At 72.3% G+C, this 25,810-nt stretch carries 22 protein-coding genes; 10 read left to right on the top strand and 12 right to left on the bottom strand.

Annotated features, from left to right (window positions below):
• Positions 1 to 18: 18 nt before the first annotated feature.
• Positions 19 to 1,080 carry a VanZ family protein gene (locus B7W94_RS04305; protein ID WP_085604706.1) on the bottom strand — a complete coding sequence of 354 codons (1,062 nt, stop codon included), beginning with the start codon at positions 1,078 to 1,080 and terminating at the stop codon, positions 19 to 21.
• A gap of 224 nt (positions 1,081 to 1,304) precedes the next feature.
• Here B7W94_RS04305 and B7W94_RS04300 point away from each other — a divergent pair, with 224 nt between their 5' ends.
• Positions 1,305 to 3,254, top strand: a complete 1,950-nt coding sequence (locus B7W94_RS04300; RefSeq protein ID WP_425375274.1) for an APC family permease — start codon at positions 1,305 to 1,307, stop codon at positions 3,252 to 3,254.
• Positions 3,255 to 3,263: 9 nt separating this feature from the next.
• On the opposite strand, the gene B7W94_RS04295 is transcribed toward B7W94_RS04300, so the two are convergent.
• Positions 3,264 to 4,670, bottom strand: coding sequence for an aminotransferase-like domain-containing protein (locus B7W94_RS04295; RefSeq protein WP_085604700.1), 1,407 nt, complete (start codon positions 4,668 to 4,670; stop codon positions 3,264 to 3,266).
• Here B7W94_RS04295 and B7W94_RS04290 point away from each other — a divergent pair.
• Both B7W94_RS04290 and B7W94_RS04285 read left to right on the top strand, forming a co-directional pair.
• Positions 4,669 to 5,643 carry a DMT family transporter gene (locus tag B7W94_RS04290; protein ID WP_085604697.1) on the top strand — a complete coding sequence of 325 codons (975 nt, stop codon included), beginning with the start codon at positions 4,669 to 4,671 and terminating at the stop codon, positions 5,641 to 5,643. The genes B7W94_RS04295 and B7W94_RS04290 overlap by 2 nt on opposite strands.
• Positions 5,616 to 6,209: an FMN-binding negative transcriptional regulator gene (locus tag B7W94_RS04285; protein ID WP_085604694.1), complete on the top strand. Its 594-nt coding sequence runs from the start codon at positions 5,616 to 5,618 to the stop codon at positions 6,207 to 6,209. The genes B7W94_RS04290 and B7W94_RS04285 overlap by 28 nt, the downstream gene beginning before the upstream one ends.
• Positions 6,210 to 6,280: 71 nt before the next feature.
• On the opposite strand, the gene B7W94_RS04280 is transcribed toward B7W94_RS04285, so the two are convergent.
• Entirely contained in the window at positions 6,281 to 7,429 is a 1,149-nt protein-coding gene (locus B7W94_RS04280; protein WP_085604691.1) for an SLC13 family permease, read from the bottom strand.
• 280 nt (positions 7,430 to 7,709) lie between these two features.
• Here B7W94_RS04280 and B7W94_RS04275 point away from each other — a divergent pair, with 280 nt between their 5' ends.
• The 6 genes from B7W94_RS04275 to B7W94_RS04250 are packed head-to-tail and all read left to right on the top strand — an operon-like array spanning position 7,710 to position 15,498.
• Complete coding sequence (locus B7W94_RS04275) at positions 7,710 to 7,799, top strand: potassium-transporting ATPase subunit F (RefSeq protein WP_036292752.1); 90 nt, start codon at positions 7,710 to 7,712, stop codon at positions 7,797 to 7,799.
• On the top strand, positions 7,799 to 9,475 hold the full coding sequence (kdpA, locus tag B7W94_RS04270) for a potassium-transporting ATPase subunit KdpA (RefSeq protein ID WP_085604689.1): 1,677 nt from the start codon (positions 7,799 to 7,801) through the stop codon (positions 9,473 to 9,475). Before B7W94_RS04275 ends, kdpA begins: the two co-directional genes overlap by 1 nt.
• 2 nt (positions 9,476 to 9,477) lie before the next feature.
• Positions 9,478 to 11,646 carry a potassium-transporting ATPase subunit KdpB gene (gene kdpB, locus B7W94_RS04265; RefSeq protein ID WP_085604687.1) on the top strand — a complete coding sequence of 723 codons (2,169 nt, stop codon included), beginning with the start codon at positions 9,478 to 9,480 and terminating at the stop codon, positions 11,644 to 11,646.
• Positions 11,647 to 11,666: 20 nt separating this feature from the next.
• Positions 11,667 to 12,272: a potassium-transporting ATPase subunit KdpC gene (gene kdpC / locus B7W94_RS04260; protein WP_085604685.1), complete on the top strand. Its 606-nt coding sequence runs from the start codon at positions 11,667 to 11,669 to the stop codon at positions 12,270 to 12,272.
• Entirely contained in the window at positions 12,269 to 14,830 is a 2,562-nt protein-coding gene (locus tag B7W94_RS04255) for an ATP-binding protein (RefSeq protein WP_085604682.1), read from the top strand. Before kdpC ends, B7W94_RS04255 begins: the two co-directional genes overlap by 4 nt.
• Positions 14,827 to 15,498: a response regulator gene (locus B7W94_RS04250; RefSeq protein ID WP_085604679.1), complete on the top strand. Its 672-nt coding sequence runs from the start codon at positions 14,827 to 14,829 to the stop codon at positions 15,496 to 15,498. Before B7W94_RS04255 ends, B7W94_RS04250 begins: the two co-directional genes overlap by 4 nt.
• Positions 15,499 to 15,502: 4 nt before the next feature.
• Here B7W94_RS04250 and B7W94_RS04245 read toward each other — a convergent pair whose 3' ends face one another.
• Both B7W94_RS04245 and B7W94_RS04240 read right to left on the bottom strand, forming a co-directional pair.
• Entirely contained in the window at positions 15,503 to 16,309 is an 807-nt protein-coding gene (locus tag B7W94_RS04245) for a TspO/MBR family protein (RefSeq protein WP_085604676.1), read from the bottom strand.
• Between the two features lie 87 nt (positions 16,310 to 16,396).
• Positions 16,397 to 16,963: a TetR/AcrR family transcriptional regulator gene (locus B7W94_RS04240; RefSeq protein WP_025104018.1), complete on the bottom strand. Its 567-nt coding sequence runs from the start codon at positions 16,961 to 16,963 to the stop codon at positions 16,397 to 16,399.
• Positions 16,964 to 17,058: 95 nt separating this feature from the next.
• On the opposite strand from B7W94_RS04240, the gene B7W94_RS04235 reads away from it, so the two are divergent.
• Positions 17,059 to 17,901 (top strand): alpha/beta fold hydrolase, encoded by an 843-nt coding sequence (locus tag B7W94_RS04235; RefSeq protein WP_025104019.1) that lies wholly within the window; start codon positions 17,059 to 17,061, stop codon positions 17,899 to 17,901.
• 69 nt (positions 17,902 to 17,970) lie between these two features.
• On the opposite strand, the gene B7W94_RS04230 is transcribed toward B7W94_RS04235, so the two are convergent.
• The 7 genes from B7W94_RS04230 to B7W94_RS04200 are packed head-to-tail and all read right to left on the bottom strand — an operon-like array spanning position 17,971 to position 25,796.
• A complete protein-coding gene (locus B7W94_RS04230; protein ID WP_085604673.1) occupies positions 17,971 to 20,049 on the bottom strand; it encodes an iron ABC transporter permease in 2,079 nt (692 codons plus the stop codon).
• Positions 20,046 to 21,077 (bottom strand): ABC transporter substrate-binding protein, encoded by a 1,032-nt coding sequence (locus tag B7W94_RS04225; protein ID WP_085604670.1) that lies wholly within the window; start codon positions 21,075 to 21,077, stop codon positions 20,046 to 20,048. Before B7W94_RS04225 ends, B7W94_RS04230 begins: the two co-directional genes overlap by 4 nt.
• 24 nt (positions 21,078 to 21,101) lie before the next feature.
• On the bottom strand, positions 21,102 to 21,941 hold the full coding sequence (locus B7W94_RS04220; protein WP_085604667.1) for an ABC transporter ATP-binding protein: 840 nt from the start codon (positions 21,939 to 21,941) through the stop codon (positions 21,102 to 21,104).
• A gap of 1 nt (position 21,942) precedes the next feature.
• Positions 21,943 to 22,896, bottom strand: a complete 954-nt coding sequence (locus B7W94_RS04215) for a siderophore-interacting protein (RefSeq protein WP_085604664.1) — start codon at positions 22,894 to 22,896, stop codon at positions 21,943 to 21,945.
• Positions 22,886 to 23,686: an ABC transporter ATP-binding protein gene (locus tag B7W94_RS04210; protein ID WP_085604661.1), complete on the bottom strand. Its 801-nt coding sequence runs from the start codon at positions 23,684 to 23,686 to the stop codon at positions 22,886 to 22,888. The genes B7W94_RS04215 and B7W94_RS04210 overlap by 11 nt, the downstream gene beginning before the upstream one ends.
• Positions 23,683 to 24,756, bottom strand: a complete 1,074-nt coding sequence (locus B7W94_RS04205; RefSeq protein ID WP_085604658.1) for a FecCD family ABC transporter permease — start codon at positions 24,754 to 24,756, stop codon at positions 23,683 to 23,685. Before B7W94_RS04205 ends, B7W94_RS04210 begins: the two co-directional genes overlap by 4 nt.
• Positions 24,753 to 25,796: a FecCD family ABC transporter permease gene (locus tag B7W94_RS04200; RefSeq protein ID WP_085604655.1), complete on the bottom strand. Its 1,044-nt coding sequence runs from the start codon at positions 25,794 to 25,796 to the stop codon at positions 24,753 to 24,755. The genes B7W94_RS04205 and B7W94_RS04200 overlap by 4 nt, the downstream gene beginning before the upstream one ends.
• Positions 25,797 to 25,810 lie beyond the last annotated feature (14 nt).

Below are 25,810 nucleotides of genomic sequence, written 5' to 3'. Positions count from 1 at the left end.
TTTATGTACATAATGTGCTCAACTCTTCGCGGTGACGCGGGCGTCCTCGAGGTGCTGGCCGGAGAGCAGACCGGGGAGGCCGCGCCCCTGACGGGTGGTGAACAGCAGCACGATCGCGACGAGGATCAGCACCGAGGAGAGCGCGTCGAACACCCCGCCGAGCATCCCGAGAGCCGTGAGTCCGCCGATGCCGCCCGCCCAGCGCAGCAGCCGGGCGAGCGCGGCCGGCAGGGGCGACCCGGTGTAGCGCAGCTGCACGGCGAGGTCTCCCACCGAGCGGCCGGTGACGAGGATGACCACGAGCCACAGCGCACAGGCGACCGCCGTGCTCACCGTGCCGGCGAGGGTGCCGTCGAGAACGGCCTGACGGTCCTGCACGACGTACTCGAGCCAGAGCTGCACCGCGACGCCCCCGGCGAGCACGACGAACCCGTTCGCGAGTCCGTCGCACAGCATCGCCAGCGCGCGGCGACCCCGGGTGACCGGGCGCGGCTCGTCGGCATCCGCCCGCGCCTGCAGGCCGCGTAGCGACCGGGGCACCACGAGAGCGAGCACCGAGCCGAGCACGGCTCCGGTCGTGTTCGTCATCAGGTCGCCGACGTCGAAGAAGCGGTAGGCGCACGGGTACAGACCCCAGACGCCGGTGAGCTGCGTGGTCTCCACGAGCAGCGAGAGCCCGAAGCCGGCGAGGAGCGCGGTCGGGAGGCCGCGGCCGCCCAGCACGCGGAGGAACGCCCCGAGCGGGACGAACAGCAGCACGTTGAACACGAGCTGGAGCAGGGCGGGCTGGCGCAGCGGGTTGCCCGGCGCCGCGAACGCCTTCTGCACGTCGCGCACGACGGACATCGGGTCGGTGATCGCCCCCACGCAGCGGATGGCGTCCGGATCGGGCAGCGGTAGCAGCGTGTACGTCCAGATGGCCCAGAAGTAGACGAGCGCCGCGAGCCAGAGCAGCGTGCGGCCGAGCGAGAGGCGTCCGCGGCGGCGGTAGCTGATCGCGACGAAGGGCACGAAGAGGACGACGCCCGCGGCCAGGCCGATCGCCACGGCGATGACCCCCAGAACGACCTGATCCCCCACTGACGCAAGGATACCGGCAGGCCGTGAGGATTCCGTGAGGGAGCGCCACCGGGCCGTAGGGATTCCGTGAGGATCGCGTGAGGGCGTCCCCGGTCGGCGTAGTGTCGCCGGACGTGTCAGAACAAACGAGGCCGACCCCGGACGCGCCGCCGCGCGCCAAGCGCATCCTGCTCGGCGACCCGCTGACGAGCGCCCAGGTCGACGAGCAGCTCCTCCCCAAGCGCATGGCGCTGCCGATCTTCGCCTCGGACGCGTTGAGCTCGGTGGCCTACGCCCCGCAGGAGCTCGTGATGATCCTGCTCATCGGCGGCCTCACGTTCCTGTCGTTCACCCCGCTCGTCGCCGCGGCCGTCGTCGTGCTGCTGCTCGTGGTGGTGCTCAGCTACCGGCAGCTCATCAAGGCGTACCCCTCCGGCGGCGGCGACTACGAGGTCGCGTCGAAGAACCTCGGCGAGGTCCCCGGAGTGATCGTGGCCGCGGCCCTCCTCGTCGACTACGTGCTCACGGTGGCCGTGTCGGTCGCGTCGGGGGTGGACAACATCATCTCGGCGGTGCCGGCGCTCGACCCGCTCCGCGTGGAGCTCGCGGTCGGCTTCGTCGTGCTCATCATCATCGTGAACCTCCGTGGGGTGCGGGAGGCGTCGCTCGTGTTCGCGATCCCCACGTACGTGTTCATCGGCTCGGTCGGCATCATGATCGTCACCGGGCTCGTCCGGACGGCACTCGGCGACGCCCCGATCGCGTCCAGCGCGGAGTTCGCCGTGCAGGCCGAGAGCCTCAGCCAGGCGGCCGTGCTGCTGCTCATCCTCCGGGCGTTCTCCAGCGGCTGCTCCGCGCTGACCGGGGTCGAGGCCGTGTCGAACGGCGTGCCCGCGTTCCGGGCCCCGAAGGTGCGCAACGCCCAGTCGACCCTCGTGCTCATGGGGACCATCGCGATCTGCCTGTTCTCCGGACTCACCGCGCTCGCCCTCATCGCCGGCGTGCACTACGCCGAGAACCCCTGCGACCTCATCGGGTTCGACTGCACGACCCCGCAGCCGAGCCTCATGGCGCAGATCGCCGCGGCGACGTTCGGCGGCGGCAGCATCCCGTTCTTCATCGTGCAGGCGGCCACGGCCTGCGTGCTGCTCCTCGCGGCGAACACCGCCTTCAACGGCTTCCCCCTGCTCGGGGCCGTGCTCGCCCGCGACGGCTACGCCCCGAAGTCGCTGAACACCCGCGGCGACCGGCTCGTGTTCTCCAACGGCATGATCCTCCTCGGGATCGCCGCGATCGCCGTGCTCGTGGTGTTCCAGGCCCGGTTGACGACGCTGATCCAGCTCTACATCATCGGCGTCTTCGTCTCGTTCTCCCTGGGCCAGATCGGCATGGTGCGGCACTGGCGACGGCTGCTCCGGACACCCGTCCCGCCGAACGGAGACGGCGCCGCGGACCGGCGTTCCGCACGCGTGGGGCTGCTCATCAACTCCGCCGGGGCGACGCTGACCGTGCTCGTACTGGTCATCGTGACGATCACGAAGTTCACGCACGGCGCCTACCTCGTGTTCTTCGCCATCCCGGTGCTCGCGTTCCTCATGATCGGCGTCAAGCGGTATTACCGGGACGTCGAGCACGAGATCGCCATCGACGACACCACCCGCTTCGGCGCCTCCGGCGACGTCGCGATCGTCCTCGTGAACCATCTGCAGAAGCCGGTGATGAAGGCCATCGACTACGCGATCGCCGCCAAGCACGACAAGACCCTCGCCGTGCACGTGGCCGTGTCGCAGGACGACGCCGCGCGCCTGCAGCAGGAGTGGACCGACCACCTCGTGCCGGTGCCGCTCGTGATCGTCGAGTCGCCGTACCGCTCGTTCGCACAGCCCGTGACCCAGTTCATCCGGCAGTACCGCGAGAAGCACGGCTCCTCCGTCGTCACGGTCTACCTGCCGCAGTACATCGTGGGGCACTGGTGGGAGAACTTCCTGCACAACCGGCGCGCCCGCCGCCTCGCGAACCAGCTCATGCTCGTGCACGGGGTGTCGATCACCCTGGTGCCGTGGCTGCTCGATTCGTCCGAGCTCATCTACGGCCGGCGCTCGCGTCCGCTGCCCGGTCAGGAGCGGGCGGGGCGGCCGGTCGTGGTGTCGGGGCGCCGGGCGCACCGCCCCGCCGGGCCGCCGTCCGAGTCCTGACGGCGGCGGTCAGGTTCCGGCGAGGACCGCGCCGAGGATCGTCGCGGCCTCGGGGAAGCGGGACGGGTCGGCGCTCGCGTAGTTGAGCCGCACGTAGGAACCGGAGGGCTCCGCGGGGAACCACTCGCTTCCTGGTGCGATGACGAGGCCGCGGGCCGCGCACTCCCGGACGACGGCTGCGGCGTCGGTGCCGTCGGGCAGCCGCAGCCAGAGGTTCAGCCCGCCGACCGGCACGGCCTCCACCAGCGCGGTCGGCGCCTGCGCGGCCAGGCACGACAGGAGGAGGTCGCGCCGCGAGCGCAGCTGCTCCCGGAAGCCGCGGAGGTGTGTGCGCCAGGCGGGCTGCGTCACCACGTCGAGAGCGGCGGCCTGCAGGAGGCCGCTGACGTACATCGACTCCGCCGCACGATCGGCGAGGATGCGATCCCGGGCGGGACCGCGCGCGATCACCGCCGCCACCCGCAGGGACGGCGACACGCTCTTCGTCAGCGAGCGCAGGTACACCACATGGCCGTCGTGGTCGGAGGCGGCCACGGGGCGCGGGTCGGCGTCGATGCCGAGGTCGTGCGCCCAGTCGTCCTCGATGAGGAAGGCGCCGTGGCGACGGACCGCGTCGAGCACGGCCTCCCCCGTCGCCGCCGGCCACTGTGCGCCGGTGGGGTTCGCGAACGTGGGCTGCGCATAGAACGCGCGGGCTCCGGTCTCGGCGAGCGCCCTGTCGACCGCGTCCGGATCCGGACCCTGCGGCCCGGAGGGGACGGGAACGAGCACGACCCCCGCCTGCTCCGCCGCGAGCAGGGCGCCCCAGTAGGTCGGCGACTCGATGAGCAGCGGCCGGCCGACGCCGACGACCGCCCGGAAGATCGAGCTCAGTCCGCTCTGGCTCCCGGAGATGACGACGGCGTCGCGGGCGGTCGGAACCGTGATCCCCGCCGGGGCCGCCGTGGCCAGCTCCGCCGCGAACCACTCCTGCAGCCCGGGCTCGCCGGCCGCGGGCGAGCGGGTGAGGGCGGACGCTGTCCGGGAGGCGCGGACGAGGGCCTGGCGCACGAGCCGCTCGGGGAGGAGATCCGGAGCCGGATACCCGGAGTGCAGCCCGATCGCGTCCGGCGAGGTCGGGCGCTGCGCCGAGGAGAGGCCGTCCAGGCGTACGGCGGCTGCCCCCAGCGCTCCGGACTGCCAGCCGTAGTCCGCCGGTAGGACGGTGCGCGCGGCGCGGACGAAGGTGCCGACGCCGGGTCGCGCGTCGACGAGCCCGAGGCGGACGAGCTGCTGCACGGCCTTCTGCACGGTCACGGGGCTCGCGGCGTACTCCGCCGTCAGCGCGCGGTTGGAGGGGAGGCGGGCGCCGGGAGCGGCCATACCGATCCACGCCCGCAGGCCGGCCACGATCCGCGCGGTGCTATCCTGACTCATGAAAGAACACAGTAGTGTTATCCGTCCGAACGGAACACTGCTATCCCGCGCCGCCGGTCCCAGTTGGGGGCTGCTGGGCGTCGTCGCCTTCTCGTTCACGCTCCCGTTCACGCGGATCGCCCTCGGCGGCGGACTCTCGCCGCTGTTCATCGGCTCCGCGCGCGCGGTCGTCGCCGCCGTGCTCGCCGCGGTCGTCCTCCTCGCCACCCGTCAGCAGCCGCCGAGCCCGATCCAGTGGGCCCGCCTGGCGGTCGTCGCGCTCGGTGTGGTCGCCGGCTTCCCGCTGCTGACCTCGTTCGCCATGACCACGACACCGGCGAGCCACGGCGCGGTCGTGATCGGCCTCCTCCCCGCCGCGACCGCCGTGGCCGTCGTGATCCGCACCCGCGAGCGCCCGTCCGCCTCGTTCTGGGTGTTCGCGCTTCTCGGGTCCGCGGCGGCCCTCGTCTTCGCGACGGTGCAGAACGGCACGCCCGGCGCCCTCCGCCCCGCCGACCTCCAGCTGTTCGGCGCCGTGATCGCGGCGGCGGTCGGCTACGCGGAGGGCGGCCTGCTCGCGCGCGAGCTCGGCGCCTGGCAGACGATCTCCTGGGCCCTGGTGCTCGCAGCTCCCGTCATGCTCGCGGTGGCCGTGGCCGCCGGGGTCGCCGCCCCGCCCGTCGCCAGCCCGACCGCGTGGCTCGCGTTCGCCTACCTGGCCGCGGTCAGCATGTTCCTCGGATTCTTCGCCTGGTACCGCGGCCTCGCCATCGGCCCGATGGCGCAGGTGAGTCAGATCCAGCTCGTCCAGCCCGTCATGGGCATCACCTGGGCCGCCTTCCTCTTCCATGAGGACGTCGGTGGGGCCACGGTGCTCGGCGGGCTCGCCGTCGTCGTGTGCGCCGGACTCGCCGTCCGCACCCGCAGCTCTTCTCCCACCCCCACCCCCACCCGACAGGAGGCGCCATGCGTCACACCCCCCGCTACCTCATGACCGACCCCGACGAGGTGAAGCGCCTCATCCGCGCCCACCCGTGGGCGACGTTCGTCTCACCGGCCTCCGCCGGCCTCGTCGCCTCGCACTACCCGGTGCTGCTCGAGGAGGACGAGGACGACATCGTGCTGGTGAGCCACTTCGGGCGTCCGGACGACGAGCTCCACGAACTCGGTCGACACGAGATCCTGGTGATCATCCAGGGGCCGCACGACTACGTGTCCTCGAGCCTCTATGCGCCGGGGGACCTCGTGCCGACCTGGAACCATGTCACCGCGCACCTCTCCGGCACACCCGAGATCCTCACCGCGGAGGAGAACTACGCCATGCTCACCCGGCTCACCGACCACTTCGAGAGTGGGCAGCCGCACGGGCGGAGCCTCGCGGAGGACGAGCCCGGCACCCGACGAGCCGCGAAGGGCACGGTGGGCCTGCGGCTCCGGGTCACCCGGTTCGACGCGCGCGCCAAGCTCAGCCAGAACAAGGCCCCCGAGGTGCGCGAGCGCATCGCCGCCCGGTTCGACGCGGTCCACCCCGCGCTGGCCGCCGACATGCGTCGCGTCTGACCCCCGTTCGAATCGCGCACTGTGCTCCATCTCGGCCGGATGTGCAGCAAAGCGCGCGATTCGAAACGGGGTCAGAGGACGAGGGTTGCGAGGGCGACGGTGGGCACCGCGGCGACGGCCCCCCAGAGCGCGAAGCGGCCCCAGCGGATCTCGACCCCGAGCGCCGTCACGCGATGGTGCCAGAGGAGTGTCGCGAGCGAGGCCCACGGCGTGATGAGCGGACCGAGGTTCACGCCGATCAGCAGCGCCATCAGGGCGACCGGGTCCCCGGCCGCGGGTTCGAGCACGAGGTAGGCCGGGAGGTTGTTGATCGCGTTCGCACTCACAGCCCCGAGCGCCGCGAGCCGGAACAGGTCGCCGAGAGAGTCGCCGTTCGAGGTCGGTGAGGTCAGGAAGTCGAGCAGCGCCTGCGCGTGCGCGGACTCGACCAGGACGAACAGCGACGCGGCGAGCGCGAGCGCCTGCCACGGGACGAGGGACAATCGCAGGGCGTGGCGACGACGGACGGCGAACAGCGCGATCAACGCGAGAGCCGCGACCGTGGCGGGGATCCACACGTCGTGGGTCAGCGCGAGCAGCGGCATCAGCACGACGAGGATGCCGGTGGCGCTCCAGAACAGCGTCGGATCGGCGGGGCGTCGGGGCTCGGGCATCTCATACGTGCCGAAGACCGTGCGCCGCTGCAGGACCGTGAGGATCGCAACCGGCACCAGGATCCCCACGAGCGTGGGCGCCCAGCTCAGCGCGATGAACGCCCCCGGCCCTTCCCCCATCGCGGGCGCGGCGAGCAGGTTCGTGAGGTTCGAGACCGGCAGGGCAAGGGACGCGGTGTTGGCGAGCCAGACGGTGGCCAGGGCGAACGGCAGCGGGGAGACGCCGATGCTCTGCGCCAGCACGACGACCACCGGGGTGACGATCACGGCGGTCGTGTCGAGCGAGAGGAACACGGTGCTCACCACGGCGAGCACGACCACCAGCCCCCACAGCACGACCACGCGGCCACGACCCCACCGCGCGAGGCGCTGCGAGACGACGTCGAACACCGCCGCATCACGGGCGAGCTCGGCGACGATCGTGATCGCGACGACGAACCCCAGCACGGGCGCGATCCGCTCCCCGAGCGCACCGGCGTCCGTGGGCGGAAGGAATCCGGTGAGCACGCACACGAGCGCGACCACCACGAGCCCGGCGACGATCCCGGTCCCGACGCCGATCCGCATCCTTCTGATTCCCACCTCGTGAGCATAGGGCCGGCGCCCCCTTTTCGAATCGCGCACCTGGCTGCATCCGCCGCGGGTTGGGGACCAGGTGCGCGATTCGAAGGCCGTCCGTGAGCAACCCGCATGCATCCGGGGAACGGGGCGTAGGGGAAACGTGAGGATCGGCGGATGCGGCCGGGCGGCGCAGTTGGATCGAGGACGTGCTCGACATCATCTACCTCGCGCTGACCCTGGCGCTGTTCGCCCTCGTGTCCCTCATCGCCAAGGCGGTGGACCGCGCATGATCGTCTTCGAGATCCTCGCCGCGGTCCTCGCCGTCGCCGCGGTCGTCTACCTGGTCGTGGCGCTCGTCGCCCCGGAGCGCTTCTGATGGACGCGACGGTCCTGTACGGCGTCCTCCAGATCACGGCCGTCGTGGTCGTGCTCGTGCTCCTCTACCGCCCCCTCGGCGACTACATCGCGCACGTCTACACCTCCGGACGCGACCTGCGCATCGAGCGCGGGCTCTACCGGGTGATCGGCGTCGACCCCCGCTCCGAGCAGACCTGGCGCGCCTACGCCCGCAGCGTCCTGCTCTTCTCCCTCGTCGGACTCCTGCTCGTCTACGGGCTGCAGCGGCTCCAGGCCTTCCTCCCCGTGTCGCTCGGCCTGCCCGCCGTGCCGGAGGGACTCGCGTTCAACACCGCCGCGTCCTTCGTCGCGAACACCAACTGGCAGTCGTACTCGCCCGAGCAGACCATGGGCTACACGGTGCAGCTCGCGGGCCTCACGGTGCAGAACTTCGTCTCCGCCGCCGTCGGCCTCACCATCGCCATCGCCCTGATCCGCGGTCTCGCGCGCCGTGGCTCCGCGACGATCGGCAACTTCTGGGTCGACCTCACCCGCGGTCTGGGGCGACTGCTGCTCCCGCTCGCCCTGATCGGCGCGGTGGCCCTGCTCGCGGGCGGCGTGATCCAGAACGTGAACGGCTTCACCGACGTCGCCACGGTCTCCGGAGGCACGCAGACGATCCCCGGCGGTCCGGTCGCGTCGCAGGAGGCCATCAAGCTGCTCGGCACCAACGGCGGCGGCTTCTTCAACGCCAACTCCGCCCACCCCTTCGAGAACCCGACCGGGTGGACGAACCTCCTCGAGGTGCTGCTGATCCTGGTGATCCCGTTCGCCCTCCCCCGCACGTTCGGCCGACTGATCGGCGACCACCGGCAGGGGTACGCGATCGTCGCGGTCATGGGCACCCTGTTCCTCGCCTCGCTCGCCGCGCTCTCGGCCCTGGAGCTGGCGGGACGCGGCGCTGCGCCCGAACTCGCCGGGGCGGCGATGGAGGGCAAGGAGCAGCGCTTCGGCATCCTCGGCTCGACCCTCTTCGGCAGCGCGAGCACCCTCACGTCGACCGGGGCCGTGAACTCGATGCACGACTCGTACACCGCGCTCGGCGGCATGATGCCGCTGCTGAACATGATGCTCGGCGAGGTCGCTCCGGGCGGCGTCGGCTCCGGTCTGTACGGAATGCTCGTGCTGGCGATCGTCGCGGTCTTCGTCGGCGGGCTGCTCGTCGGCCGCACCCCGGAGTGGCTCGGGAAGCGCGTCGGCCCGCGGGAGATGACCCTCGCGAGCCTCTACATCCTCGTGGTCCCCGTGCTCGTCCTCGGCGGCACGGCCCTGAGCTTCGCGATCCCCGGCATCCGCGAGGACGTGGAGTCCACGAGCATCCTCAACCCGGGCGTGCACGGCATGAGCGAGGTGCTCTACGCGTTCACCTCCGCCGCGAACAACAACGGCTCCGCGTTCGCCGGGCTCACGGCGAACACCCCGTGGTTCAACACCGCCCTGGGCGTCGCGATGCTGCTCGGGCGCTTCCTCCCGATCGTGCTCGTGCTGGCCCTCGCGGGATCGTTCGCCGCGCAGGAGCGGGTGCCGGCCACGACCGGCACGCTCCCCACCCACCGGCCGCAGTTCGCCGGCCTGCTCCTCACCGTGACCGTCGTCGTGACGGCCCTCACCTACTTCCCCGTGCTCGCACTGGGACCGCTCGCCGAAGGACTCTGACCATGACCCTCCTGACCACCCCTCCCGAACAGCAGGACGCCCCCGCGGCCCCCGCCCGTCCCCCACGCTCGTTCGGCGGAGCCCAGCTCGCTCAGGCGCTCCCCGGCGCGCTCCGGAAGCTCAACCCCGCGACGCTCGTGCGCAACCCCGTGATGCTCCTCGTCTGGGTCGGCGCCGCGTTCACGACCGTCCTCGCGATCGCGGAGCCCTTCCTCGGCGGACCCGCCTCCTCCGGCGGCACCCCCGTCCCGGCGGCGTTCACGTGGGGCATCGCGATCTGGCTCTGGCTGACCGTGTTCTTCGCGAACGTCGCGGAGTCGGTCGCCGAGGGACGGGGCAAGGCCCAGGCCGCGAGCCTGCGGAACACCCGCACCCAGACGATGGCGCGACGGGTGGTGGGCCCTTCGACGGGCTCAGGGACCCAGGGGGGCGCGGAGTGGGTCGCTGAGCTTGTCGAAGCGCCGGCGGAGACGGTGTCGTCGGCGGAGCTGCAGCGCGACGACCTCGTGATCGTCTCCGCGGGCGAGCTGATCCCGGGCGACGGCGACATCGTCGCGGGCATCGCCACCGTGGACGAGTCGGCCATCACCGGCGAGAGCGCCCCCGTGGTCCGCGAGTCCGGCGGCGACCGCAGTGCAGTCACCGGCGGCACCCGGGTGCTGTCGGATCAGATCGTCGTGCGTATCACGTCAAAGCCCGGCGAGACGTTCGTCGACCGCATGATCGCGCTCGTCGAGGGGGCGAGCCGGCAGCGCACCCCGAACGAGATCGCCCTGAACATCCTCCTCGCGAGCCTGTCGATCGTGTTCGTCGTCGTCGTCCTCGCACTGAATCCGATCGCCTCGTACGCGGCGTCGCCGGTGAGCATCCCGGTCCTCATCGCCCTGCTCGTCTGCCTCATCCCGACCACGATCGGCGCCCTCCTCTCCGCCATCGGCATCGCGGGCATGGACCGACTCGTGCAGCGCAACGTCCTGGCGATGTCGGGGCGGGCGGTGGAGGCCGCGGGCGACGTCACCACGCTGCTCCTCGACAAGACCGGCACCATCACCCACGGCAACCGCCGCGCCCACGCCGTGCTGCCGCTCACCGGAGTGGACGCCGCGGAGCTGCTGCATACCGCCGCCCTGTCCTCCCTCGCCGATCCGACGCCGGAGGGCGCATCGATCGTCGAACTCGCCGCCGCCCGCGGGATCCGGGTCGAGGCCCCGGCGGACGCCGTCGTCGTCCCGTTCACGGCGCAGACGCGCATGAGCGGTCTCGACCTCGCCGACGGCACGCAGATCCGCAAGGGCGCCGCCTCGGCCGTGGCGGCCTGGCTGGGGCAGACCCCCGATGACGAGCTCACGACCCTCACCGACGACGTCGCCTCGGGCGGCGGCACGCCCCTCGTCGTCGCGGTGCAGGGCCCTTCGACAAGCTCAGGGACCCATCGGATCCTCGGGGTCGTGCATCTCAAGGACATCGTCAAGGACGGCCTCCGAGAGCGGTTCGACGAGCTGCGCAGCATGGGCATCCGCACGGTCATGATCACCGGAGACAACCCCCTCACCGCGAAGGCCATCGCGGCCGAGGCCGGCGTCGACGACTACCTCGCCGAGGCCACCCCGGAGGACAAGCTCGACCTCATCCGCCGCGAGCAGGAGGGCGGGCGCCTCGTCGCGATGACCGGGGACGGCACGAACGACGCCCCCGCGCTCGCCCAGGCCGACGTCGGCGTCGCGATGAACACGGGCACCTCCGCCGCCAAGGAGGCCGGCAACATGGTCGACCTCGACTCCGACCCGACCAAGCTCATCGACATCGTCCGCATCGGGAAGCAGCTGCTCATCACCCGCGGCGCGCTGACGACGTTCTCGCTCGCGAACGACATCGCGAAGTACTTCGCCATCATCCCGGCGATGTTCATGGGCGTGTTCCCCGGACTCGCGGCGCTGAACATCATGCAGCTGCACTCGCCGGCCTCGGCGGTCACGAGCGCGATCATCTTCAACGCCATCGTGATCGTGTTCCTCATCCCGCTCGCGCTGCGCGGCGTGACCTACCGGCCGGCGAGCGCCTCGCAGATCCTGCAGCGGAACCTGCTGGTCTACGGCCTCGGCGGCGTCATCGCCCCGTTCGTGGGCATCAAGCTCATCGACCTCCTCGTCAGCCTCCTCCCCGGCTTCTGACCGGGCTCGAAAGGAACGCCATGTCGTCCACCACCCGCACCACGGTGCGCACCGCCGGTGTCGCCGTCCGCGCGATGCTCGTCCTCACCCTCGTCCTCGGCGTCGGGTACACGCTGCTCGTCACCGGCATCGGCCAGCTCCTCCTCCCCGCGCAGGCGAACGGCTCGCTGCTTCCCGGCGACCGGGGCAGCGCGCTCATCGGCCAGTCCTTCACGGATGCCGACGGCGAGGCCCTGCCGAAGTACTTCCAGTCCCGCCCCTCGGCGGCGGGCGACGGATACGACGGAGCAGCGTCGAGCGGCAGCAACCTCGGGCCGGAGAATCCCGACCTCGTCGCCGCCATCGCCGAACGGAAGGCCGAGATCGCCGCCAGAGAGGGGGTCGATCCGTCCGCGGTGCCCGCGGATGCCGTGACCGCGTCCGGCTCCGGTCTCGACCCGCACATCAGCGTCGCATACGCCCTGCTGCAGGTGCCGCGGGTGGCGGCCGCCCGCGACCTGCCGGAGGACGAGGTCCGGGCGCTGGTGGAGTCTAGGATTCAAGGGCGGGACCTGGGGTTCCTCGGCGAGGAGCGCATCAACGTCGCGGAGCTGAATCTCGCACTCGACGACCGGGAGGGTGCATGAGCGCAGAGCGGCCGCCGCGCCCCGCGACGGACCGGAACCGCCGCGGACGACTGCGCGTCCTCCTCGGCGCCGCGCCGGGGGTCGGGAAGACCTTCGAGATGCTCGCCGAGGGCCGGAGGCTCCGCGACGAGGGCCGCGACGTGGTCATCGCGATCGTCGAGACCCATGGCCGTGCGGCCACGGCCGCCCTGACCTCCGGACTGCCCGAAGTGCCGCGACGGGAGGACGCCCACCGCGGGGTCGTCCTCTCCGAGCTCGACCTCGACGCGGTGCTCGCCCTCGGCCCGGAGATCGCGCTCGTGGACGAGTTCGCGCACACGAACGCCCCCGGCTCGCGGAACCCCAAGCGGTGGCAGGATGTCGAGGAGCTGCTGGACGCGGGGATCGACGTCGTCACCACCGTGAACGTGCAGCACATCGAGTCGCTGAACGCGGTCGTGGAGAAGATCACCGGCATCGCCCAGCGCGAGACCATCCCGGACGCGGTGGTCCGCGCCGCCGACGAGATCGAGGTCGTCGACCTGGCGCCGCAGACACTCCGCGACCGCCTCGCCGCGGGTCTCGTCTACCCCGCGGAGCGCATCGACGCCGCGCTCTCGCACTACTTCCGGCTCGGCAACCTCACCGCCCTGCGGGAGCTGGCCCTGCTGTGGCTCGCCGACGAGGTCGACAGCGCGCTCCGCAGCTACCGCGCCGAACAGGGCATCGCCGGAGCGTGGCAGGCACGCGAACGCGTGGTCGTCGCCCTCACCGGCGGCCCGGAGGGCGAGACGCTGCTGCGCCGCGGGGCCCGCATCGCCGCCCGGTCCGCCGGCGGGGAGCTGCTCGCCGTGCACGTGACCGCCCAGGACGGGCTGCGCGACGAGACCCCCGGCGCCCTCGCCGCGCAGCGCTCCCTCGTCGAGTCGCTCGGCGGGACCTACCATCAGGTGGTCGGCGACGACATCCCCGCGACGCTCGTCGAGTTCGCCCAGGGCGCCGACGCGACGCAGCTCGTGATCGGCGTGAGCCGCCGCGGCCGCCTCGCCGCCGCGCTCACCGGACCGGGGATCGGCGCCGAGGTCATCCGCCGCTCGGGCGACATCGACGTGCACATCGTGACCCACGCCGCGGCGGGCGGCCGTCTCGCCCTCCCCCGCATCACCGGCGGCGCGCTCGGCTGGCGGCGTCAGGCGCTGGGCTTCGGCGTGGCCCTGGTGTTCGGTCCGCTGCTCTCCTGGCTGATGTTCACGGTCCGCAGCCCGGAGTCGATCACGGCCGAGGTGCTCGCCTACCAGCTGCTCGTCGTGGTCGTCGCCCTCATCGGCGGGATCCGCCCCGCCGTGTTCGCGGCCGTGCTCTCCGGCATCACCCTCGACTTCCTCTTCGTCGCCCCGCTGTTCACGATCACGATCGCGCACCCGTTGCACGTGCTCGCGCTCACCCTCTACGTCATCATCGCGATCCTCGTGAGCCTCATCGTCGACCAGGCCGCCCGCCGGGCCAGGACCGCGCAGCGGGCGACCGCCGAGGCGGAGCTCCTCGCGGCCGTCGCCGGGAACGTGCTCCGCGGCGACAACGCCGTGCTCGCCCTCGTCAGCCGCACCCGGGAGGCGTTCGGTCTGAGCGGCGTGCGGCTGCTCACCCCGTCCGGAGAGGTGCTGGCGAGCGACGGCGAGCCCGTGCCGGACGGCCGCGCCACGACCATCCCGGTCGGGGTCGCGTCCGGTGGGGGCCCGCGCGCCGTGCTGGAGCTCAACGGCGAGCCGATCGCCGGTCCGGAGCGCCGCCTGCTCGACGCGATCGTCGCCCAGCTCGCCGCCGCCATCGAGCACACCGACCTGCGAGCCACGGCACGGGAGGCGGAGGCTCTCGCCGAGACCGATCAGGTGCGCAGCGCCCTCCTCTCCGCCGTCAGTCACGATCTGCGGCGGCCGCTCGCCTCGGCCGTCGCGGCGATCGGCGGCCTCCGCGGCGCGCACGGCCTGTCCGCCGAAGACCGCGCGGAGCTGCTGGAAACCGCGGACGAGAGCCTCGCGACGCTCTCCACCCTCGTCACCGACCTCCTCGACGTGAGCCGGGTGGAGGCGGGGGTGCTCGCGGTCTCGGCGCAGCGGATCGACGCAGCCGGCCCCGTGCTCGCCGCGGTGGACGAGCTCGGCCTCGGCCCCGCCGACGTCGAGCTCGCGCTCGATCCCGACCTCCCGCCGCTGCACGCCGACCCGGTGCTGCTCCAGCGCGTGCTCGTGAACGTGCTCGCCAACGCCCACCGGCACGCGCCGGCGGGCAGCCGTGTGCTCGTGTCGAGCAGCCGGCTGGGCGATCGGGCGGAGATCCGGATCGTCGACCGCGGCGAGGGGATCGCCCCCGAGCGGCGCGATGCGATCTTCCAGCCGTTCCAGCGCTTCGGCGACACCGACAACACGACCGGGCTGGGGCTCGGGCTCGCCCTCTCCCGCGGATTCACCGAGGGCATGGGCGGTAGCCTGACACCGGAGGACACCCCCGGGGGCGGACTCACCATGGTCATCTCCCTGCCGCTCGCCGCAGGGACCGCCGACACGGAGGGCACGGAGTGAAGCTCCTCATCGCCGACGACGACCCCCAGATGGTGCGGGCGCTGCGGATCACCCTCGCGGCCCACGGGTACGAGGTCGTCGTGGCCGCCGATGGCGCCGCCGCGATCGCCGCCGCGGCGCAGACCCATCCCGACCTCATCATGCTCGACCTCGGCATGCCCCGGCTCGACGGCATCGAGGTGATCCAGGCCCTCCGCGGCTGGACGAGCGTGCCCATCATCGTCGTGTCGGGGCGGACCGGCTCGGCCGACAAGGTCGAGGCGCTGGACGCGGGGGCGGACGACTTCGTCACGAAGCCCTTCCAGGTGGATGAACTGCTGGCCCGGCTCCGGGCGCTCTCCCGCCGCGCGGTCGCCGCGAACGGGGAGTCCGTGGTCGCGTTCGGGGATGTCGTCGTAGACCTCGCGACGAAGACCGTGACCCGTGCCGGCACCCGTGTGCACCTCACGCCGACCGAGTGGCGGATGCTCGAGCACCTCGCACGGCACCCGGGCGCGCTGGTGACCCGGCAGGACCTCCTCAAGGAGATCTGGGGCAGCGCGCAGGTGTCCGACTCCGGCTACCTCCGGCTGTACATGTCGCAGCTCCGCAAGAAGCTGGAGCAGGAGCCCTCGGCGCCCATCCACCTCCTCACCGAGTCGGGGATGGGCTACCGACTGGTGCTCTAGCGGCCTAGCGGCGCGCGGTCGTGCGTGCCGGCGCGGCGCCGCCGCGGAGGACGGCCACGACGCCGACGACGACGAGCAGGACGGCGACGATGATCGCGGTGACGGCGGTGGGCGTGCTCTCCGGCTCGCCCGTGAGACGCCCGATCGCGAGCCAGCTCAGCCCCCAGGCCGTCGCCAGCGCCGGGGCGAGGCGGCCGGTGAACCAGGCCGATGCGGCGCCGATCACCAGCACGACGACGAGCACGGCGACGGCCCAGGCGTCGGGGGCATCCGCCCCGATCTCCGGGACGGTCTGCGTGAGCCAGGCGGCGGTGTTGGCGACCGTCGCGATCGTGACCCAGCCGAAGTGCAGGCCGTTCGCGCCGTCGGTGAGGAGGCGGTCGGCGAGGGAGCGGGCGGGGTACCGGCCGAGGAGCACGATGATGCGCGCGAGCGTCGCGAGTAGCAGCGCGATCACGAGCACGGTGAGCCACAGCGTCAGGTACCGCGCGGTCACCAGCCAGAGGCCGTTGAGGACCAGGGAGAGGGCGATCCAGCCGCCGACCGCCTGCTGACGCTCGTCCTGGCGCTGCGCGGGGAGGGCCTGCCACACGGTGTAGGCGAGGAGTCCGAGGTAGATGAGCGACCAGATCGAGAACGCCGGCCCGGCCGGGGCGAGGTACGAGCCCTGCGCCGAGAGCGCCCCGTTCTGGAGCTCGTCGACGGAGTCCCCGCCGAATGCTCCGGCGCCGATGGCCGCGGCGATCAGCATGAACACGGCGGCGGCGATCACGAGGCTCTGGCGGGCGATGCCCTTCGTCGAGGTCTCCATGCCCGCACCCTACGCGGGGCGGGCGCGGAAAGCAGTGGCCTTGACAGGACCTCCCCATTTCGCTAACCAAGTTAGCGAGTGGGGGCGTCAGGCCGGAGCGAGGGCGGCGTCGATCAGGACCTCGGCGGCGCGGCGCGCGTGCACGGCGGCCTCCGGGTCCGCGCCGATCGCCGCGGTACTCTGCGCGCCCTCCGCGAGGAGAGAGAGCTGGGCGGCCAGACCCGCCGGGGCACCGGTGTCCGCGACGAGCTCCGCCATGTACTGCTGGAACGAGGCCTTGTGCGCGCGGACGATCGCGGCCACCTCGGGGCTCGTTCCCCCGAGCTCGCCGAACGCGTTGATGAAGGCGCAGCCCCGGAACCCGTCGCTGCAGAACCAGTCCTCCAGGTAGCCGTAGACCGCGAGGAGGCGGGCGCGCGGGTCGTCGCCGCTCTGCGCTACGGCCGCCGTGAGCCCCTGCTCCCACTCGGCGTGCTTCCGGGTGAGCACCGCGGCGACGATGTCGGTCTTCGCCGGGAACAGCGAGTACACGCGCCGCAGCGACACCCCGGCGGCAGCCCGCAGCTCGTCCATGCCGACCGCCGCGTAGCCCTTGCGGTAGTACAGCTCCTCCGCGGCGGAGAGGATGCGTTCGCGGGCCTCGTCTTCGGTCATGTCCAGAAGTCTACTTGACACGAGAACGAACGTTCTCTAGATTGATCACATCAGGCGAGAACGATCGTTCTCACCGGCACCGAAAGGAACACATCATGGGTTACATCACCGTCGGCACCGAGAACACCACCCCGATCGAGCTCTACTACGAAGACCAGGGCAGCGGCCAGCCCGTCGTCCTGATCCACGGCTATCCGCTCAACGGCCACAGCTGGGAGCGCCAGACCCGCGAGCTCCTCGCCCAGGGGTACCGCGTCATCACCTACGACCGCCGCGGCTTCGGGCAGTCCTCCAAGGTCGGCTCCGGCTACGACTACGACACCTTCGCCGCCGACCTGAACACGGTGCTCGAGACCCTCGACCTCCGCGACGTCGTGCTCGTCGGGTTCTCCATGGGCACCGGCGAGCTCGCCCGCTACGTCGGCCGCTACGGTCACGAGCGCGTCGCGAAGCTCGCCTTCCTCGCGTCGCTCGAGCCCTTCCTCGTGCAGCGCGACGACAACCCGGAAGGCGTGCCGCAGGAGGTCTTCGACGGGATCGAGGCCGCCGCCAAGGGCGACCGCTACGCCTGGTTCACCCAGTTCTACACGGACTTCTACAACCTCGACGAGAACCTCGGCACGCGCATCAGCCAGCAGGTCGTCGACGCGAACTGGAACCTCTCCGTCACCAGCGCCCCGGTCGCCGCGTACGCCGTGGTCCCGACCTGGATCGAGGACTTCCGCGACGACGTGAAGGCCGTGGCCGCCGCCGGCAAGCCCACCCTCATCCTGCACGGCACGAAGGACAACATCCTGCCGATCGACGCGACCGCCCGCCGCTTCCGCCAGGCCGTGCCCGAGGCCGAGTACGTCGAGGTCGAGGGCGCCCCGCACGGCCTCCTCTGGACCCACGCCGACGAGGTCAACGCCGCGCTGACGCAGTTCCTGGCCCGGTAACCCCGTTCGAATCGCCTGAATGGCCCCATTTCCTCCGGGAATGGGGCCATTTGCGCGATTCGAAGCGGGTCAGCGGGAGCGCCAGAGCAGCCAGACGAAGTACGGGGCGCCGATCAGCGCGACCACGAGACCCGCCGGAAGCTGCGCGGGGGCGATCACCGTCCGGCCGATCGTGTCCGCGATGCCGACGAGCAGCCCGCCGAGGAGCACCGCCGTCGGGATCACCCGCGAGTGCCGTGCCCCCACAAGCGCCCGCGCGGCGTGCGGCGCCACGAGCCCCACGAAGCCGATGACCCCGATCGCCGTCACGCTCAGCGCCGCCAGGACGGCCGCCACCAGCAGCAGCGTCAACCGGACGGGCTCCAGCCGGATGCCGACCAGTCGCGGGGTGTCCTCATCGAGCGACAGCACGTCGAGCTCTCGGCGACTCATCACCACGAACGGCACCGCGATCACGAGGACGATCGCCAGCGGGACGACCTGCTCCCACACCCGCCCGTAGGTCGTGCCGGAGAGCCAGGTGTAGATCTTGGGGGTGTCCCACGGGTTCGACCGCAGCAGGAGGAAGGTCGTGAGGGAGACCGTGAAGTACGAGACCCCGATGCCGATCAGCAGGAACCGGTCCGCGTTCAGGCCGCCCCGCCACGACAGCAGGTAGACGAGGGCGAAGGCGAGCAGCGAGCCCGTGACGGCTCCCGCGATCATCCCGCCCGTCGACGACGTGATGCTCGTGATCACCAGCACCGCGCCGAGCCCGCCGCCGCCGGTGACGCCGAGGATGCCCGGGTCGGCGAGCGGGTTGCGGCTCACCCCCTGGATCACGGCGCCGGAGAGGGCGAGCGCGGCGCCGGCGACCACGGCGGCCACGATCCGCGGCGCGCGCTCGTCGAGGGCGAAGGCGATGGGCGCGGGAGCCTGGCCCTGCAGCCACAGCGCGATGTCGCCGGTGAGCAGCCAGGTGTGCCCGGCGAGCAGTCCGAGCAGCAGCACCCCGACCACGCCGAGGGCGACGAGGGCGAGGGTGATCCGGAAGCGCAGGCGGCTGCGGACGCCGAAGCGCACCCGCGGAGGCTCGCGCGTGGGCCCAGCGTCGCGGAGGCGCCGGGCCATGAGCACGAGCACGATCGCGCCGAGCAGCGTCGTCGCGACGCCGGTCGGGATGAGGATCGCAGCCTCCGCGCCGATGAGCGCGCGCAGGAGGGCGTCGGAGAGGATGACGACGAGGGCGCCGAGGAGCCCCGCCGCGGGGATCAGCAGCACGTGGCGGTTCAGGCTCGGCACCACCCGCGTCAGCAGCCGCGCGAGCACCGGCGCGCACAGCCCCACGAATCCCATCGGCCCGGCGAGCGTCACCGCGACCGCCGTGAGGGTGACCGCGAGCAGGATCCCGATGGTCCTGGTCGACCGGATCGGCACGCCGAGCGACGAGGCGGTGTCGTCCCCCAGGGTGAGGATGTCGAGGCGCCGCGCGAGCAGGAGCGCGAGTACCGTGACGACCACGACGACCGGCGCCGCCTGGAGGAATGCGGTGAGTCCGAGCTGCGACAGGCTCCCGCTCCCCCAGGCGAGCAGTCCCTTGGTCTCCTCGTCGAACAGGATGAGCAGCGCCGAGGTCGCGGCCTGGAAGGCGAGCGCCAGCGCGGTGCCGGCGAGGATGAGGCGGGTCGTGGACGACCCCGCCCCGCCGGCGAGCCCGAGCACGATGCCCGCGGCGACGATGCCACCCGCGAACGCCACCGCCCCGGAGGCCCACACCGGCACGGCGATCCCGAATGCGGCGAGCGCCGTGACGGCGAGATAGGCCCCGGCGGTCACGCCCAGCGTGTCCGGCGACGCAAGGGCATTGCGGGCGAGGGACTGCAGCAGGATGCCGGCGACCCCGAGGGCCACGCCCACCGCGACACCGGCGGCGAGCCGCGGCACCCGCGAGCCCCAGAGGACGTCGGTGTCGGCGAACACCGCGCCGCTCGTGCCCTGGGTGAGGTGCCAGCAGGCGACCGCGACCAGCACGACGGCGAGAGCGACGAGCACACCGACGCCCGTCCACACCGCGGGCTTCCGACCCTCCTCCCCGACGGGGACGGCGGACGCCGGGGCGCCGGGCTCCGCGGTCGCCGTCGTGTCGTCGAGGCGGAGGGTCTCCGTCACTTCGAGAGCACCTCGAGGTAGCCGTCGATGATCTGCGCGGTCGAGCGCGGGCCGCCGAAGGTCCAGATGCCGGCCGGGAACGCGGTCAGGCGGTCCTCCGCCACCGCGGGGAGCGAGGTCCAGGCGGGGTTGTCCGCGAGGGCGTCGACGAAGCTCTCGGAGTCCGGGTCCGCGGTGCCGGTGTAGAACAGGTTCGCGCCGCCGACCGTCGTCATGCCCTCGACATCGGTCTGTCCGAGGCCGTACACGGGGTCGACCTCGCCGGTCCAGGCGTTCGTCAGCCCGAGCTCCTCGCCCACCTCGCCGACGAGCGAGCCCTGGCCGAACGGACGCAGCGCCACGTTGCCGCCGTCGACCCAGCCGTCGAAGAACACGAAGTCGGTCGTGGCGAGGTCGCGGTCGGCGAGCTCGGCCTTCGCGGTGTCGAGGTGGTCCTGGAACTCCTCGGTGACGACGTCGGCCCGCTCCTCGCGGCCGGTGACCTGCGCGATGAGGTCGAAGGTGTTCAGCATCTTGGCGATCGGGTCCTTCGCATCGGCGCCGATCGTCGCGAGCACGGGCACGTCGTAAGCCTCGAGCTGCGCGACGATGGGGTCGTCCGCGGCGTTGACCTCGACGATCACGAGGTCGGGATCGGTGCCGAACAGCGTCTCCAGGTTCGGCTCCTGACGGGTGCCCACGTCCACGACGCCTTCCGGCAGCTCCTCCGCCGTGACCCAGGTGCTGTACCCCTCGGCGTCGGCCACCGCGACCGGCGTCACGCACAGCGACAGGGCGTCCTCAATCTGCTGCCACTCGAGCACCGCGATCCGCTCGGCCGGCTTGTCGAGCTCCACCGTGCGGCCGAGATCGTCGGTGACGGAGACCGCCCCGGTCGAGGTGCTCGTGGTGTCGTCCGTGCAGCCCGCGCTCGTCGAGGTCGGGGCGTCGGACCCCTCGGCGGACGGCGTCTGCGTGGTGCCGCAGCCGGCGAGCGCGAGGGTGAGGGCGCCGCCGAGGGCGAGCACGGCGAGGGGGGTCTTCTTCATCGGTGGTTCCTTCAGGGGTCGGGATCAGGAGGCGGAGGGGGCGCGGAGGCGACCGTGGTGGCGGCCGCGCGGACGCACCCGCACCAGGCCGGTCTCCTCGTCGAGGGCGGTGTCGATGCGCAGTCCGTACACGTGCGACAGGTTCTCGCCGGTGAGAACCTCGGCGGGAGCCCCCGCCGCGTGGACCCGGCCGCGGTGCATCAGCACGACGTCGTCGGCGACCGAGGCGGCGTGGTCGAGGTCGTGCAGCACGACGCCGAGCGCGGTGCCGTGGTCGTCGGCGAGCTCCCGCACCAGATCGAGGGTCTCCACCTGGTAGCGCAGGTCGAGGTGGTTGGTCGGCTCGTCGAGCAGCAGCACCCCGGTGTCCTGGGCGAGTGCGGTCGCCAGCCAGACGCGCTGCAGCTCGCCGCCGGAGAGCTGGTCGACCGGACGGGCGGCCATCGCGGACAGGCCGGTGAGGGCGAGGGCGCGCGCCACGGCGGCACGGTCGGCGTCGCTCACGCCGGAGAACCGCCCGCGGTGGGGATGGCGGCCGTAGGCGACCACGTCGGCGACCTCGATCCCGGAGGGGTGCGGCCGGGACTGCGACAGCATCGCGACGGTCTTCGCGAACTCCTTGGCGGAGAGGGTGGCGGCGTCGCGCGACTCCGCGCCGCCGACGCTCACGGTCCCCGCCTCGATGCGGTGCAGCCGCGCGAGCGCGCGGAGGACGGTCGACTTGCCGCTGCCGTTCGGTCCGATCAGCGCGGTCACCCGGCCCGGCGCGAGGCGCAGGGAGACGTCGTGCACGACCCGGGTGCGGCCGTAGCCGAGGACGAGGGATTCCCCCGCGAGGCTGTGGCGATCGATGGCGTCGGTCATCTCAGCCCCGCATCGCGACGCCGCGGCGCCAGTAGCCCATGAACGCGACCTGCGCGCGGTCGATCCCGAGGTCCTTCACGAGGTGCCGACGCAGCGTCGTCACGACACCGCTCTCGCCCGCGATCCAGAAGTAGCGGCCGGCCGCGTCGTCGGGCGCGATCTCCTCTCCCAGGCTCGAGTACTCCGGGGTCTCCCAGAGGAGGTCCTCCCCCTCGATGTCGGTGACGCGGATCTCGTCCCCGGCATCGTCGTCGCCCAGGTGCTCGAGCACCGCGGGGATGAGGCGGAACCCGTGCGGCTCGCCGGCGTCGCGCGGCAGCCAGTGCACGTCCACCCCCGCCGGAACGTCGATCGCGAGGACGTCCGCGGGCGACGGCACCTCGATGAACGCCGTGCCGCGGAGGTCGCGCGGGGCGTCCTCCAGGATGCGGGCGATGGCGGGGGCCGCGGTCTCATCCCCGACGAGGACCACCGAGGTCGCCGCCCCCGGGGCGTACTCCGCGCCGCCGTGCGCGACGACGCCCCGACGCGGGCCGACCAGCCACAGCTCCTGGCCCACCGCGGCCGTGCTCGCCCACCGAGAGGCCGGACCGGTGAGCCCCGGCTCCAGGTGCAGCACGAAGTCGATGTCGACCTCGGTGCGGCCGTCGTCGTCGACCCGCAGCTCGCGCACGGAGTAGGTGCGCATCGAGCCGCGCTCCTCCTCCGGGACGGACAGGTACGAGCCCCACCAGTCGTACGTCGACCGGTCGATCTCCGCGAGAACGCCGGACGCGGGCGGGAAGACGAGCTTGACCCGGCTGTCGTACACCTCCCCTGGCGTGCCCAGCTCGCTGAGCTCCTCGCCGCCGAGCGTCACCCGCACGAACGACGGGGAGACGCGGGAGACGGCGCGCACCTCGGCGCGGGTGAGGATGTAGGTCGGGCGCTCGGTCGTGATGGATTCAGCGGACATGATGCCTTCCGATGGGGGTGACCATCGGCTTGCCGGAGACCGGGTCGATGGTGATCTGGTTGGGGAGGCCGAAGACCTCCTGCACGAGCTCGGCGGTGACGACGTCTTGCGGGGCGCCGATCGCGTGCACGCGGCCGTTCTTCATGGCGACCAGCTCGTCGGCGTAGCGCGCGGCGAGGTTGAGGTCGTGCAGCACCATGACGATCGTGGTGCCGCGGGCCACGCTGAGGTCGGTGAGCAGGTCGAGCACCTCGACCTGGTGGGCGACGTCGAGGAAGGTCGTCGGCTCGTCCAGCAGCAGGATGTCGGTCTCCTGCGCGAGGGCCATCGCGATCCAGACCCGCTGCCGCTGACCGCCGGAGAGCTCGTCCACGCTGCGGTCGGCGAGGTCGCTGATGCCGGTCGCGTCCAGGGCGTCGGCGACGACCTCGTAGTCGTGCGCACTCCACCGCGACAGGGCCCGCTGGTGGGGGTGACGCCCGCGACCGACGAGGTCGGCGACGGCGATGCCCTCGGGGGCCACGGGCGACTGGGGCAGGAGGCCGAGGATGCGCGCGACCTCCTTCGTGGGCCGGGCATGGATCGACTTCCCGTCGAGCACGACCTCCCCGTCCCCCGGGGACAGCAGCCGGGCGAGGGCGCGCAGCAGCGTCGATTTGCCGCAGCCGTTCGCGCCGACGATCGTGGTGATCTTCCCCGGCGCGATCTGCAGGTCGAGGCCCTCGACGACGGTGCGGTCGCCGTACGAGAGGGTGACCCCCTCGGCGGACAGGCGGTGGGCGGCGGTCACAGCGAGCCTCCGGTGCGGTTGGTGCGGATGAGCAGATAGATGAGGTACGGCGCGCCGACGACGCCGGTGACCACGCCGACCGGGTAGCGCGCGCCGAGCGCGAACTGGGCGATGAGGTCGCCGCCGAGCACGAGCACCGCCCCGACGAGGCCGCTGGGCAGCAGCAGCGTGGCGCCGGGACCGGTGAGCCGCGCGGCGATGGGTCCGGCCATGAACGCGACGAACGCGATCGGCCCGGTGGCGGCGGTCGCGAAGGCGAGGAGGGCCACGGCGCCGAGGATGAAGACGAGGCGCGTGGCGGTGACCCGCACGCCGAGCCCCGCGGCGGAGTCGTCGCCGAGCTGGAGCGTGCCCAGCGCCCGCCCCTGCGAGAGCAGCAGCGGCACGAGGATCGCGGCGGCGATCGCCATCGGCAGCACCCGCTCCCAGGACGCGTTGTTGAGGCTGCCGGTGAGCCACTGCATCGCGGTCTGGATGTCCCAGTTCGCGGCCCGGGACAGCAGGTAGGAGATGACGCTCTGCAGCATCGCCGCGACGCCGATCCCGATGAGGATGAGGCGGGTGCCCGCGAAGCCGCCCTTGATGGCGAGGAGGTAGATCGCCAGCGCCGTCACGAGCGCGCCGACGAGAGCGAGGAGCGAGACGGCCGGGCCGTTGAGCGAGAGCACGACGATGCCGAACACCGCGGCGGCGCCGGCCCCGTTCGAGATGCCGATGATGTCCGGCGAGGCGAGCGGGTTGTGCAGCATGGTCTGGAAGGTGACGCCCGCCATGCCGAACGCGAGCCCCGTGAGGATCGCGAGGACCGCACGGGGGAGCCGCAGGTCGCCGACCGTGAACGAGGCGCCGGGCACCGTCTCGCCGAGGATCACGCGGATGACCTCGTCGAGCGGGTAGAACGTGTTGCCGACCATGAGCGCCACGACGAACAGCACGACCACGACGACCCCGAGGGCGAGCGTGACCACGGCATGACGGCGGTGGCGTGCCCGGCGGCCGGCGATGATGCGCGCGGTGCGGGCGGCGGCGGACTCGTCGCCGCGGACGAGGGTGTGCTCGGTCGTGCTCACAGCTCCCGCACCTTCTGTCGGCGGACGATCCAGATGAAGAACGGCGCCCCGATGATCGCGGTGATGATGCCGACCTGGATCTCCTCGGACGACGGCGAGATCACGCGGCCGACGATGTCGCTCGCGGTGAGCAGCGCGGCGCCGGCGAGGGCCGAGAAGGGCAGCAGCCAGCGGTGGTCGGTCCCCACGAGCATCCGGCACATGTGCGGGACGATGAGCCCGACGAACCCGATCGGCCCCGCGATGGCCGTCGCCGCGCCGGCGAGGATGACCGCGCCGAGGGCCGACAGCATCCGGGTGCGCAGCACATGCTCGCCGAGGCCCCTGGCCATGTCGTCGCCGAGCGCGAGGGAGTTCATGCCCCGGGCGCACAGGAAGCAGATGAGGGCGCCGACCGCGAGGACCGGGGCGGTGATCGCGATCCGCGGCCACTCCGCCCCGCCGACGCCGCCGATCTGCCACGACTGGAACGTCTGCAGCAGGTCGACCCGCGGCAGCATGACCGCGCTGATGAGCGAGGCGAACGCGGCGGAGGTCGCCGCCCCCGCGAGGGCCAGCTTGAGCGGGGTGGCTCCGCCGCGACCGAGGGAGCCGACGGTGTACACGAAGACGGCGGCGGCCGCGGCGCCGACGATCGCGAAGGCCATCTGCCCGTAGGGGTTGCTGAGTCCGAAGAACGCGATGCCGAGGACGACCGCGAAGGAGGCGCCGTTCGAGACCCCCAGGATGCCGGGGTCGGCGACGGGGTTGCGCGTGACAGCCTGCATGGTCGCCCCGGCGAGGGCGAGGGCCGCCCCCACGAGGAGCGCGAGCACGGTGCGGGGGATGCGCTTGACGACCGCGGCCTGGGCGATCGTGTCGGTCTGGCCGGAGAGCGCCGCGAGGATATCGTCGAGCGTGACCGCCCGCACCCCGAACGACACCGAGAGCACGACGAGCACGAGGATCACTCCGACCCCGGCGAGCAGCCAGAGGGTGCGCACCACCGTCGGACGCCGCAGGGTGGCGGCGTCCGACGCGAGGACGGGTGCTGAGATCACGACGACTCTCCGCT

This window comes from Microbacterium sp. LEMMJ01, assembly GCF_002114135.1.
Lineage (GTDB): Bacteria > Actinomycetota > Actinomycetes > Actinomycetales > Microbacteriaceae > Microbacterium.
The sequence above is the reverse complement of the archived record's forward strand: the minus strand, read 5'-3'. Positions and strand labels throughout refer to the sequence as shown.